General features: G+C 69.8%; 11 protein-coding genes. 9 read left to right on the forward strand and 2 right to left on the reverse strand.

Translation table 11 applies throughout. From position 1 onward, the window contains the following. Positions 1–83: 83 nt before the first annotated feature. The 3 genes from OG611_RS31780 (at position 84) to OG611_RS31790 (ending at position 2,606) form a co-directional block, all read left to right on the forward strand. On the forward strand, positions 84–782 hold the full coding sequence (locus tag OG611_RS31780) for a 4'-phosphopantetheinyl transferase (RefSeq protein ID WP_266428066.1): 699 nt from the start codon (positions 84–86) through the stop codon (positions 780–782). Between the two features lie 63 nt (positions 783–845). Further along, on the forward strand, positions 846–1,988 hold the full coding sequence (locus OG611_RS31785) for a P1 family peptidase (RefSeq protein ID WP_266428068.1): 1,143 nt from the start codon (positions 846–848) through the stop codon (positions 1,986–1,988). A 72-nt stretch (positions 1,989–2,060) separates the two neighbouring features. Continuing rightward, complete coding sequence (locus OG611_RS31790) at positions 2,061–2,606, forward strand: hypothetical protein (protein WP_266428071.1); 546 nt, start codon at positions 2,061–2,063, stop codon at positions 2,604–2,606. A gap of 58 nt (positions 2,607–2,664) precedes the next feature. Here OG611_RS31790 and OG611_RS31795 read toward each other — a convergent pair whose 3' ends face one another. Both OG611_RS31795 and OG611_RS31800 read right to left on the reverse strand, forming a co-directional pair. Beyond that, the gene (locus tag OG611_RS31795; protein WP_266428074.1) at positions 2,665–3,468 is read right to left on the reverse strand and encodes an acyl-CoA thioester hydrolase/BAAT C-terminal domain-containing protein; all 804 of its coding nucleotides are present in this window, start codon (positions 3,466–3,468) and stop codon (positions 2,665–2,667) included. Positions 3,469–3,625: 157 nt separating this feature from the next. Next, complete coding sequence (locus OG611_RS31800) at positions 3,626–4,510, reverse strand: SIS domain-containing protein (protein WP_266428077.1); 885 nt, start codon at positions 4,508–4,510, stop codon at positions 3,626–3,628. A gap of 185 nt (positions 4,511–4,695) precedes the next feature. On the opposite strand from OG611_RS31800, the gene OG611_RS31805 reads away from it, so the two are divergent. The 6 genes from OG611_RS31805 to OG611_RS31830 all read left to right on the forward strand — a co-directional run bounded on the left by OG611_RS31805 (position 4,696) and on the right by OG611_RS31830 (position 12,429). Beyond that, entirely contained in the window at positions 4,696–5,496 is an 801-nt protein-coding gene (locus OG611_RS31805) for a DeoR/GlpR family DNA-binding transcription regulator (protein ID WP_266428079.1), read from the forward strand. A gap of 726 nt (positions 5,497–6,222) precedes the next feature. Continuing rightward, positions 6,223–7,197, forward strand: coding sequence for a sugar ABC transporter permease (locus tag OG611_RS31810; protein WP_266431345.1), 975 nt, complete (start codon positions 6,223–6,225; stop codon positions 7,195–7,197). Next, a complete protein-coding gene (locus OG611_RS31815; protein ID WP_266428082.1) occupies positions 7,194–8,153 on the forward strand; it encodes a carbohydrate ABC transporter permease in 960 nt (319 codons plus the stop codon). The genes OG611_RS31810 and OG611_RS31815 overlap by 4 nt, the downstream gene beginning before the upstream one ends. Positions 8,154–8,210: 57 nt before the next feature. Beyond that, positions 8,211–9,851 (forward strand): extracellular solute-binding protein, encoded by a 1,641-nt coding sequence (locus OG611_RS31820; protein WP_266428085.1) that lies wholly within the window; start codon positions 8,211–8,213, stop codon positions 9,849–9,851. Between the two features lie 52 nt (positions 9,852–9,903). Beyond that, positions 9,904–11,079 carry a Gfo/Idh/MocA family protein gene (locus OG611_RS31825; RefSeq protein ID WP_266428088.1) on the forward strand — a complete coding sequence of 392 codons (1,176 nt, stop codon included), beginning with the start codon at positions 9,904–9,906 and terminating at the stop codon, positions 11,077–11,079. A 348-nt stretch (positions 11,080–11,427) separates the two neighbouring features. Then, complete coding sequence (locus tag OG611_RS31830) at positions 11,428–12,429, forward strand: MBL fold metallo-hydrolase (protein WP_266428091.1); 1,002 nt, start codon at positions 11,428–11,430, stop codon at positions 12,427–12,429. Positions 12,430–12,485: the final 56 nt, after the last annotated feature.

Consider the following 12,485-nt stretch of genomic DNA (forward strand, 5'->3'; position numbering starts at 1 on the left):
GAGTCGGTGCCCGCGCCGCCGACCGGTTGGGAGAGCCCGCGACAGCAGGCAGGATGGGGGAGTCCAGCAGGTAAGGGGAGATCATGATCGAGAAAATCCTGCCGTCCCGGGTAGCGGTGGCAGAGGCGTTCTCCGACCTGCCCGATGCCGTACTGCTGCCCGGCGAGGAGGAGCTCACCCGCGGCTTCGTGGCGAAGCGGCGCGGGGAGTTCGCCACGGCGCGGCACTGTGCCCGCCGCGCGCTCGGCTCGCTGGGCTTCGCTCCCGTCCCCATCCTCAAGGGCGAACGGGGCGCCCCGATCTGGCCGGAGAACACGGTCGGCAGCCTGACCCACTGCACCGGCTACCGCGCCGCCGCCGTGGCCCACCGGACGGATGTGCTCAGCATCGGCATCGACGCCGAGGAACACGCGCCGCTGCCCGGCGACGTGCACAACAGCATCGCGCTGGCGACGGAGCAGCGGCGTGAGCGCGAACTGCGCCGCGAGCACCCGGAGGTTCACTGGGACCGTCTGCTGTTCAGCGCGAAGGAGGCCGTCTACAAGGCGTGGTTCCCGCTCACCCACCGTTGGCTGGGCTTCGAGGAGGCCGACATCGAGCTCCGCCTCGACGGCAGCTTCACCGCCGCACTGCTGCCCGCCGACCCGGTGCCGGCGACCGGGACAGGGTCGGCGGCGGTCCCCGCGGCCTTCCACGGCCGCTGGTTGTCCGAGAAGGGCCTGTTGCTGACCGCGATCGCCGTCGGGCAAGCCCCCGGCGCTCCGCGCGGAGCGGGTGCGTAGGGACCGGGAAGCAGCGGCGCAGGTCTCGTCCGACGGGTGGGTGTTCCCGTAACCTCTGTCCGCATGAGCGAAGATCACCCGGGCGAAGAGCGCAGGCGCGCACGCGAGTTGGGCATTCCCCTGACCGGTGAGCCGGGGCCGTGGAACGCGATCACGGACGTTCCCGGCGTGGAGGTCGGATACGTCACCCTCGTCGACGGCGACGACGTGCGCACCGGAGTGACCGCGCTGCTGCCACGCGGCCGGGACGGTGTGGGCACCCCCTGCGCGGCCGGCTGGCACTCGTTCAACGGCAATGGTGAGATGACCGGGACCGCGTGGATCGAGGAGACCGGCTCGCTCGCCGTTCCGGTGGTCGTCACCCATACGTACGCGGTCGGCCCGGTGCACCGGGGCGTGGTCGAGTGGGTGCGCGCCAACTGCCGCGGCATGGCGCCGGAGTGGCTGCTGCCGGTCGTCACGGAGACCTGGGACGGCCACCTCAACGACATCCACGGTACGGCCGTGGAGTCCCGCCACGCGGCGGCCGCGATCGAGGCGGCGGCGTCCGGGCCGGTCGAGGAAGGATGCGTCGGCGGCGGAACGGGCATGCGCTGCTACGGCTTCAAGGGCGGCTCGGGCACCGCGTCGCGCGTCGTGGAGTACGGCGAGGACCGGTACACCGTCGGTGTCTTCGTCCAGGCCAACTTCGGCGCACGGCGCGAACTGGTGGTGGCCGGGGTGCCGGTGGGTCGCGAGCTGTCCGACCCGGTCGAGGCACCGGCCCCCGGAGCGGCGCCCGACGGGGAGCGCCCGGTGCCGCCCGGCGCGGGTTCGGTGATCGTGGTGGTGGCGACCGACGCCCCGCTGCTGCCGGGGCAGTGCAAGGCGCTGGCCCGTCGGGTGACGCTCGGCCTGGCCCGTACCGGTACCACGGGCAGTCACTTCTCCGGAGACCTGTTCCTGGCCTTCTCCACGGCCAACCCGTCCGCGCTGACCAGTACGTTCCCCGAGGACGACGGCAGCGCGCCGTACGAGTCGATGCGCTTCGTGCCCTGGGGCCGGATGGACCCCTTCTACGGCGCCGTGGTCGAGTCGGTGGAGGAGGCGGTGCTCAATGTGCTGACCGGCGCGCACGCGATGACCGGGCGGGCCGGACACCACGTCCCGGCGCTCCCGCTGGACCGGGTGACCGAACTCCTGGCGGCGCGGGGAGCGGTGTCGTAACGCATCGATCCCGCGCGGCTTCCACGGCGGGCTCGCTGGCCCGGCACAGCTTCGTCGGCCATACTGCCCGCCGTGGAGCAGCGCATAGATCCGAACACTCAGCCCGGATACGCCGCAGGGACAGACCCGGCGTTCATCCCCGGTCTCACGGCCCCCGTCACGGCCGGGAAACCGGATACGAGCCTGGAGCAGACAGACCTGGAGCAGACAGAAACGGAACAGACGGAGCCGGAAGGGACGGAGGAGCGGGCGTCCGAGGCCGCGGAGGCCGTGTCCGAGTCCGATTCGGAGTCGGACTCGGAAGAAGCCTCGGCGGCGGACAGGAAGGAGGCGGTGGACGGGCCCGCGTTCGAGGTGAGCGACCGCCGCGGGTCGATCACCGCGGACCGTGAGGGCGTCCGGTTCCGGCTGGACGATCAGGAGGCTGAGTTCCGCTGGGACGAGATCGGCGCGGTCGAGGTGAAGACCCCCCGGTTCGGCCGCCGGTTCACCGTCACGGTCCATGTGTCGACCCGCCGATGGTTCAACGCCGAGGTCGAGGCGCCGGCCAGGAGCAGCCTCAAGGAGTGGGCGGCGGAACTCGACGCGGTTCTGGACGTCTACTTCGAGGAGTCCTGACCACGGAGAGGTGCCGTTCGAGAGGCAGGGCCGGCGGAAGGGACGACCGCCGGCCTCCTCACATACCTCCGACCGGAGTGCGCGTGCCGCGCAGCGCGTCGAGCATGTGGGGCCAGGCGGCTGCCCCGAGGGCCGCGTCCGCCGCGGTCGAACCTCCGTACAGGAACTGCGTGGAGGCGGGCGCCGGGCCCTCGCCCGGCAGCCGTGGGCGGTGGCCCGCGTCGGGGCCGCCGATGACCCGTACGGGCAGGCCGGCCGCTCTGCGGCGGGCGGCCAGCTCCTCGGCAGAGCGCAGCGAGGGCCACATCGCGTCGTCGCCGCCCGCGACCAGGACGAGTTCGGCACCGGACCTCTCCACCGGGATCGCCGCCGCGTCGACGCGGTCGGCGAACGTCCGCCGGCTCTGCTCGTACCAGCCGAGGACGGCTACGGGATCGCCCTTTGGCCGTGCGGGCGCCGGTGCCCAGGAGTCGTCGAGGGGGACGAACGGCAGCGACTCACCGCGCCAGGTCCAGGAGGAGCGGTACGGGCGGCTCCGGCCGTCCCGGCCGGGCCCGACGTTGGCCCAGGTGACCGAGGTGGGCGAGAGCGCCGCCACGGCGTCCACACCGGGCAGGAGCACGGACAGGTGCAGGGCGGCCTCCGCGCCCTTGGACGTACCGAGGATGCCGATCCGCCGTGCGCCGCCCGCGCGAAGCACCTCGATCGCGGGCTCGAACGTCTCCAGCGGGACCTCGCAGATGCCCGGCGGCTGTCCGGGGCCGCCGAACCAGCGGATCGACAGGGCGGCGATGCCCTCCCGGGCCAGGAGCCTGCACCGCTCGTCCTCGATGCGCCCGCTGGACCCGGCGAGCACCAGCACTCCGACTTCCGTGTCGCGTACCGGCCCGCCCGCGGGCCTGGCGAGAAACCCCTCGCGAACGCCCTGGTGCAGGGCTTCATGAGGGGTTCCGCGAGCAGCCTCACGAGCGCTTTCGCCGGGGTCGCCGAATGTGCGCTCGACGATGTGCACCGGCCGGTCAGGCGTCCGTGAGCACGACGGAGCGGGTCAGGTGGCGGGGGCTGTCCGGGTCCAGACCGCGGGCGGCGGCGCGGGCGATTGCCAGACGCTGCACGCGTACCAGCTCGGCCAGCGGGTCCAGGCCGCTCTCCACCCAGCGGGCGCCGGTCGCCAGCACCTGCTCGGCGAGACCCTCGGGGGCAGTGCCGAACATCCAGGTCGCGGTGCCGGAGGTGGCGATGCTGATGGGGCCGTGGCGGTACTCCATCGCGGGGTACGACTCGGTCCAGGACAGCGAGGCCTCCTTCATCTTGAGCGCCGCCTCGTTGGCGAGCCCCGCCGTCCAGCCGCGGCCGAGGAAGGTGAACTGGGTGCAGTCCACCAGGCCTTCGGGCAGCGGCTCGGCCAGAGCGGTCTCCGCGTCGCGCACCACGTCCTCGGTGTGCAGACCGAGGTGGGCGCGGAGCAGGGTGAGCAGCGTGGTGGCGAACCGGGTCTGCACGACGGACTGCTCGTCGGCGAAGTCGAGCACGACGACGTCGTCGGCGGCCGTCATGACCGGGGTGTCGGGATCGGCGGTGATGGCCACTGTGCGGGTGGCACCACGCAGACGTTCGAGCAGTTCCAGCACCTCGGTCGTGGTTCCCGAGCGGGTGAGGGCGACGACCCGGTCGTAGCCGCGGCCGAACGGGAACTCCGAGGCGGCGAAGGCGTCGGACTCGCCCTGGCCGGACCCCTCGCGGAGCGCGGCGTACGCCTGAGCCATGTAGAACGAGGTGCCGCAGCCGACGACCGCGATGCGCTCACCGGTGGCGGGCAGAGCGGCCGACTGGGTCTGGGCCAGCTCGGCGGCGCGACGCCAGCATTCCGGCTGACTGGCTGTCTCGATCTCGACAAATGACACTTTTGCACTCCGTACTCGTAGTGGGATGCTCGTTTGCGCACGTTATACGCGACCTACGAGCATTATCAAGCATTCTGCTTGCAGGAGGCTTGACTGGGCGGAGCCTTGTGCGACGCTTGCGCGTGTCCGGTGACCGTACCCAAGGGGATGGGTGCCCGAAGCCCGGACTCGTAAGGAGAGTTGCCTTGTCCAGGGATGCCCGGTGGAACGCGCTGCTGGAACTTGTCGGTAAGAACGGCCGGGTGGACGTCGAGGACGCCGCCACGACGCTGGACGTCTCGGCCGCGACCATCCGCCGTGACCTGGATCAGCTCGCCGAGCAGCAGTTGCTCACCCGTACCCGCGGTGGCGCGGTGGCGCACGGGGTCAGTTACGAACTGGCCCTGCGCTACAAGACCGGACGCCACGCCCCGGAGAAGCAGGCCATCGGCCGCGCGGTCTCCGAGCTGGTGGCCGTGGGCGAGGTGGTGGGGCTGACCGGCGGCACGACTCTGACCGAGGTGGCCCGTTCGCTGGCGGTGCGCTCCGACGTCGTCGGCGACAGCGCGGCAGGGATGGGCGGCCAGCCGACCCTGACCGTGGTCACCAACGCCCTCAACATCGCCAACGAGCTGGTGATCCGGCCGCAGATCAAGATCGTGGTGACCGGCGGGGTGGCCAGGCCGCAGTCGTACGAGCTGACCGGCCCGCTGGCCAGCGGGGTGCTGGGCGAGATCACGCTGGATGTCGCCGTGCTGGGCGTCAACGCGATCGACACCGAGCGCGGTGCGTACGTCCACCACGAGGGTGAGGCCAGCATCAACCGGCTGCTCGCCCAGCAGGCGCAGCGGGTGGTCGTGGCCGCCGACTCCTCGAAGATCGGCAAGCGCGCCTTCGCCCGGGTCTGCGATCTGGGGCAGGTCGACTTCCTGGTCACCGACAAGGGCATCACGCCCGAGGCGACCGCCCGCTTCACGGAGGCCGGCGTCACCGTCATCGCCGTGTGAGGCGACCCCCTCCCGACCGGCGGTGACGCCGTCCCGCGAGGTCGGGCGCGGGCGCCGTCCACTGCCGGCCGGCCCTGCCGGTGCCGCCACGCGGTTCCACCCGGTGCCCGGGTCTCGTTGCCGCACCGGGCGTACCGGTATGTGCCGACCGCGTCGTCCACGACCGAGCCGTGTGCGCCGTGTGCGCCGTGTGCCCAGGCCGTCAGCGGTCCGGCCGCGCCCGGTACGGGTCGTGACCGTGACCGGGGTTTCTTGCCGCCGCCGGCCGTCCCGGGCGCCGCGGTCGGACAGAAGTTGTTCACCAGCCTCTGCTTGAGAATGCTGGGGGATGCGCCCATCGATGCAAGATCGAGCACTGGGGCGGCTTCTGAGGTGTGGTCAACCGGCCGACAAGAGGTTCGGTGATCACGTCGACGTTCTTCCGTGACCGTTCTGCGCCTGCCATGTGCCCCTGATGTGCCCGATTGCGGGCTTCCGTGGGGTCAAAACGAACCTCAGTCAGGACTTTTCAATGTCCTTAGATGTTCGTTACCCGTGTGAAATGAACAACTCTTGCCATTGAGGTGCATGTCGTGAACCATGTGGCTGTCGCCGCGAGGGAGCAACGGCCGCACTGTCACCGGTGCGTGTTGCAGTCCTGATCGCGGGACACTCCACTTTGCTCCATCAGCCCTGGAGGTGCCTGTGACGATGGCAGATGCGCCGGTCTCGGCCGTGCGGTCGCCTGTGCCGCAGCCCCATGACCCTGACGACACGGCTCGCTCCGGCGGGAAGAAGCGCAAGGACATACGGGTACGACTACCGCTCCGGCACCGTCTCAGGCGGGACAGATCACTTCTGCTGTTCTGCCTGCCGGGTGTCCTGTACTTCGCTCTCTTCTTCTACCTGCCGCTCGCGGGCAACGTCATCGCCTTCCAGGACTACCAGCCGTTCCTGGGTTTCAAGCAGAGCCCGTTCGTCGGTCTCGCGAACTTCACGGCGCTGCTCTCCGAGCCGGAGTTCTGGAGCGCGGTCTCCAACACGCTGCAGATCACCGCGATCCAGCTGCTGCTCTACTTCCCGGCCCCGATCGCGCTGGCGCTGCTGCTGAACTCGCTCATCAGCGAGAAGATCAAGCGGTTCATCCAGACCGTCGTGTACCTCCCGCACTTCCTGTCCTGGGTCGTCGTGGTCGCGATGTTCAAGCAGGTGCTCGGCGGCGCGGGTTCCGTCACCACGCTGCTGATGGAGCACGGGGTCAACATCGGCAATGTGATGACCGATCCCGGCACCTTCAAGCTGCTGATCACCGCCCAGGCCATCTGGAAGGACTGCGGCTGGGGGACGATCATCTTCCTGGCGTCCATCGCCTCGATCGACATGGGCCAGTACGAGTCCGCCGCCATGGACGGAGCCGGCTGGCTCCGCAGGATCTGGCACATCACCCTGCCGGGCATCCGGCCGGTGATCCTCATGCTGCTGATCCTGCGGCTCGGCGACATCCTCTCGGTCGGCTTCGAGCAGATCATCCTCCAGCGCGACGCGGTCGGTCCGGACGCCTCGGAAGTCATGGACACCTACGTCTACTTCCACGGCGTCATCGACGGCAGCTGGGGAATGAGCACGGCCGCCGGCCTGATGAAGGGCGTCATCGGATTCGCCCTCATCCTCGCCGCCAACAAGCTGGCCCACCGCTTCGGTGAGCAGGGAGTGTACCGATGAGTCAGCAGACCCTTGCGGCACGGCTGCGAACCGCCCGCCCCGGCGCCCGCGGCGGTGAGCGCCGCCGCGCCTCCTCCGGCCGCCCGCCGTGGATGGAACGGCCCCACTGGTACGGGCAGGGCGCGAAGGCCGCCGCCCTGGTCGTCCTGACCGTGATCGTGCTCTACCCGTTCGTCCTCGCCATCGGCACCAGCCTCGCCGGGCGGGAGGAGCTCAACGCCAACGGCGGATACGTCCTGCTGCCCAAGCACCCGACGCTGGAGGCGTACCGGGTCATCCTCTCCGGCGGAGTCGTCACCCAGGCGGCCGTGGTCTCCATCTTCATCACGCTGATCGGCACCGCGCTGAGCCTGGCCTGCACCGTGATGATCGCGTACGGCACCTCGCGTCCCGGCACCGTCCTCGGCAAGCCGATCCTGCTGCTGGTGCTGGGCACCTTCCTCTTCGCCCCCGGCATCATCCCCACCTACCTGGCCGTCCAGCAGTTCAAGATGCTCGACACCTACGCGGCGCTGATCCTTCCCGTACTGCTCAACGCGTTCAACATCGTGGTCGTGCGCTCGTTCTTCCAGAGCATTCCCGAGGAGCTGTACGACGCCGCGCGGATCGACGGCGCGGGCGAGGTGACCGTCCTCTTCCGGATCGTGCTGCCGCTCTCCAAGGCGGTCCTCGCCGTGGTCGGCCTCTTCTACGCGGTCGGGTACTGGAACAGCTTCTTCAACGCGGTGCTCTACCTCAACGACTCCAGCAAGTTCCCCATCCAGGTGATCCTGCGCAGCTATGTCCTCAACGGCCAGAGCATCAACGCGCAGGCCATGGGCGTGCACGCGATCCCGCCCGCGACCTCCTTGCAGATGGCCGTGCTGATCATCGCCATCGTGCCCATCTTCTGCGTCTATCCCTTCCTGCAGAAGTTCTTCGTCAAGGGCGTCCTCACCGGGGCGATCAAGGGCTGATCCGCCCGCCCGGACATCCCGTCGCCCCACGCACTTCACACACTTCAAGGAGCACCCATGTCCACCAACTTGTCCAGGCGCGGTTTCATGGGCGCGGCGGGGATCGCCGGCCTGACCGTGGCCGGTCTCACGTCCCTGACCGCGTGCGGCAGCGGGGCCACCATCAGCAAGGGCGGGGCCAAGGCGTCCGCCAAGCTGAAGCTCCCGGCGTACGTCCCCGCGCAGACCGCCCCCGCGGACCTCGCCGGGAACGCGGCCGGGCTGGACGCCACGTATCTGCGCTACCCGAAGAAGCTGACCAGGTCCGTGGCCAAGGCGCCCGGCGACGGCAGCCGGATCACGGCCCTCACCGAGACGTTCACCACGCCCGCCCCGCCGCAGGGCAAGAACGGCTACTGGCAGGAGCTGAACAAGCGTCTCGGGGCGCAGTTCGACATGACGATCGTCGTCGACCAGGGCGTCGACGCGTACCTCACCAAGTTCAACGCCATGATGGCCAGCGGCGACATACCCGACCTGGTCTGGTTCCCGCCGAACCAGGGCATCCAGCGCGTGCCCGAGCTGCTGGACGCCAAGTTCCACGACCTCACGCCGTACCTGTCCGGCGACGCCGTCAAGAAGTACCCGAACCTGGCGAACCTGCCGACCACGGCGTGGAAGACCGCCGTCATCAACGGCAAGATCCGCGGCGTCACCGTCGCCTACGGCTCCATGGGCCAGGTCTACGTCGTCAACGAGGACTTCTGGAAGCCGGTCGGCGGTGCCGAGTTCACCAGCGCCGAGGACTTCCTCGCCAAGGGCAAGGAGCTCCTCGACGCCAAGCGCAACAAGTACGTCCTGGAGCCGGTGTACGTGAACCACGTCGGCATGTTCGGCCAGTGGTTCGGGGCCCCCAGCGGCTGGCGGCTGGAGGGCGGCAAGCTGACGCACATGTACGAGACCGAGGAGTACCAGGAGGCCCTGGCGTTCGGCGTCAAGGTCGCCAAGGCCGGTCTCTTCTGGCCCGACCCCAACCTCTCCACCGTCATGGAGAAGATGGCCCAGGGCACGCTGGGCGCCTATGTGCAGTCCTTCCCCAGCTTCCTGGTCGATGTCAAGAACTACGACTTCCCGTTCGGCATCATCACGCCGTTCGCCGCCAAGTCCGGCGCGAAGCCGCGGTACAGCATGGGATACGGATCCGTCGGTTACACCGCCATCAACAAGAAGGCCGACGACAAGCGGGTCAAGATGCTGCTGGGCGTGCTGGACTACCTGGCCGCGCCCTTCGGTACCGAGGAGCGGCTCTTCCTCGACAACGGCGTCGAGGGCACGCACTTCACCCACGCGTCGAACGGCGACATCGAGCTCACGCCGAAGGGGAACGCGGAGGCGGTCACCACCGCCATGCCGCTCGCCTTCCTGGCCGCCGGCCCCGAGTACATCTACCTGCCGGGCAAGGCGGAGCTGGCCGGCCGGATCCACGGCTGGCAGCAGGAGCTCCTCAAGATCAACCAGACGAACCCGACGAGCGGCCACTTCTCCGACACGTCCACCAGCAAGAGCGCCTCCCTCACCACCGCCATGAGCGACTGCCAGAAGGACATCGTCGCGGGCCGCAAGCCGATCTCCGCCTACAAGGAGGAGCTGCGCAAGTGGCGCTCCGGCGGCGGCGACAAGATGCGCGCCGAGTTCGAGGCCTCGCTCGCCGGCAAGTAGCCGCAGTCAGTAGTCTCCGCCCGCACCACCCGTACAGACAGAAGGGACCCCCGTGTCAGACCTGCGACTCGGCGTCATCGGGCTCGGCCTGCGCCGTTCCATCGCGACGTCCGCCCACCACCCCGGACAGGGTTCGGCGATCACCGCCGTCTGCGACCTCGACCCCGAGGTGCGCCGGCGCGAGGCCGAGCGCTTCGGCACCGAAGTCGCGGTCGAGGACTACAAGCTGCTCCTCGGCCGGGACGACCTCGACGCGATCATCGTCGCGACCCCGGACGACACCCACGAGACCATCGCCATCGACGCGCTGCGGGCCGGCAAGGCCGTCTTCGTCGAGAAGCCGCTCGGGATCACCGTCGAGAGCTGCGACAACATCCTGCGCGCCGCGTACGAGACCGGCACCCGGCTGTACGTCGGACACAACATGCGCCACATGGGCGTCGTGCGGCTGATGCGCGACATCATCGCCCGCGGTGACATCGGCGAGCCCAAGGCCGTGTGGGTGCGGCACTTCGTCGGCTACGGCGGTGACTACTACTTCAAGGACTGGCACGCCGACCGGACCCGCACCACCGGCCTGCTGCTCCAGAAGGCCGCGCACGACATCGACGTCCTGCACTGGCTGGCCGGTGGCTACACCCGCCGTGTCAACGCGCTCGGCGACCTCCTCGTCTACGGCGACCTGCCGCGCCGCGAGGCGGACACCCCGCGCCCGGCGAACTGGCTGCGCGAGTTCGACTGGCCGCCGACGGCCCGCAAGGACCTGCACCACATCGTGGACGTCGAGGACGTCTCGGTGATGAACATGCAGCTCGACAACGGCGTCGTGGCCGCCTACCAGCAGTGCCACTTCACCCCCGACTACTGGCGGAACTACACCGTCATCGGCACCGAGGGCCGCCTGGAGAACTTCGGTGACAGCCCCGGTGACGAGGTCAAGGTCTGGAACACCGGCCCCAGCGGCTACCGCTGCGACGCCGACATCACCTACCGGGTTCCGGAGGCCGGTGGGTCGCACGGCGGCGGGGACACCCGGATCATGGAGGAGTTCTGCCGGTTCGTGCGCGACGGGGGCGTCACCGACACCTCGCCGGTCGCCGCCCGGATGAGCGTCGCCGCCGGTGTGCTCGCGACCCGTTCCCTGCGCGAGGGCGGTGCGCCGTTCGAGGTGCCGGCCCTCGACCCGGAGCTGATCGCCTACTTCGAGGGCGGCCAGGTCCGCCAGTAGTCGGTACGACGGGCGCGACTCGTTCGCCGCCCCGGAGACCTCCGGGGACAGTGCCTTCCGGCGCTGTCCCCGGAGTTTTTTTGCGACTGTTTTCGGCCATGCTCGGTGGGTAGTCAGCGCATTCCGGTTTGGCGACCGCTCGGCAGCTGCTCGCTGCGACGCGTGACACCGTCGGGTGAATTGAGAAGGTTCATCCGGAAGGTGACAGGTGGGGGCGGGGTGCGCCGGTCTCGCAGGGTCACCGCGGCTCCGCCGCCGGGGAGCGGGAGCGATGAATTTGCGCCAACGGGACCTCATGGTGACCGAGTTCGAACGCGTGGCCGGATTTCGGTCGGCATAATCGCGTCCATGTCGATCACGGGTGGAGACGTCGTTGACCTGGGGCGGGGCCTTTACGCATGGCTCCCGCCGAAACGGGGCTGGGGGCTGGCGAACTGCGGTCTGCTCGTCTCGCCCCGCGGTGCGCTCTGGATCGACACCCCGTACGACGCCGTGCTGGCCGGCCAGTTCCTGGCCGAGTCCACGAAGCGGCTGCCCGACGGCGTCCATGTCGACCGGGTGATCGTCACCCATGCGAACGGGGACCACTTCTGGGGCGCGGGCGTACTCCCGGACGCGGAGATCATCGCCACCCGCGAGGCCCGCGAGCACATCCACTACGAACCCACCCCGAAGCAGCAGCACGCCCTCGTCGCCGCAGGCGATCCGGCCACCCCGCTCGGCAGCTATCTCGCACGTCACTTCGGCCCCTTCGACTGGTCGCAGACCGAGCCGGTGGTGCCGACCACCTACTTCACGGGCGAGCTCGAACTGACGCTGGGGGAGTACCCGGTCCAGATCTCCGCGCTGCCGTCCGCGCACACCACCGGCGACCTGATGGTCCATCTGCCCGCGCAGGGTGCCGTGTTCACCGGGGACATCATCTTCTCCTCCACCCCGGAGCAGCCGGGCGACCACCCGGTGCACTGGGCGGGTCCGCTGAGCAATCTGATCGCGGCCTGCGAACGCGTGCTGGCCACCGGCGCCGAGACCGTCGTCCCGGGACACGGCCCGCTCCTCGACCGGGCCGGGGTGCGCGACCACATCGTGTACCTGGAGTACGTCCGCGAGCGCGCCCACGCCTTCCACACGGCGGGGATTCCCGCCGTCGAGGCCGCCCGCCGGGTCATCGGCGAGGGGCGCTACCCGGAACTGGGCCTGCCCGAGCGGCTGGTGGTGACCATCGGCAGCGAGTACCGGCAGCTCGACGGCTCCGAGCTGCCCGGAGTGCTCCAGGTGATGACCGAGGTCGCCGTGGTCGCTCAAGAACTGGAGCAGCCGGATGAGCCGGCGGGCCCCGCGGAGCGGTAGGCGGAGCTTCTGCAGCCGCTTCGGCCGGAAGACCGATCCGACAACAGAAACGCGGT

It is taken from the genome of Streptomyces sp. NBC_01363 (assembly GCF_026340595.1).
In the GTDB taxonomy this organism is placed as follows: domain Bacteria; phylum Actinomycetota; class Actinomycetes; order Streptomycetales; family Streptomycetaceae; genus Streptomyces.

Excerpts from the sequence above, each read along its gene's own strand:
- OG611_RS31815 (WP_266428082.1), top strand. The coding sequence starts at position 7,194 with ATGAGTCAGCAGACCCTTGCGGCACGGCTGCGAACCGCCCGCCCCGGC.
- OG611_RS31785 (WP_266428068.1), top strand. The coding sequence starts at position 846 with ATGAGCGAAGATCACCCGGGCGAAGAGCGCAGGCGCGCACGCGAGTTG.
- OG611_RS31820 (WP_266428085.1), top strand. The coding sequence starts at position 8,211 with ATGTCCACCAACTTGTCCAGGCGCGGTTTCATGGGCGCGGCGGGGATC.
- OG611_RS31780 (WP_266428066.1), top strand. The coding sequence starts at position 84 with ATGATCGAGAAAATCCTGCCGTCCCGGGTAGCGGTGGCAGAGGCGTTC.
- OG611_RS31830 (WP_266428091.1), top strand. The coding sequence starts at position 11,428 with ATGTCGATCACGGGTGGAGACGTCGTTGACCTGGGGCGGGGCCTTTAC.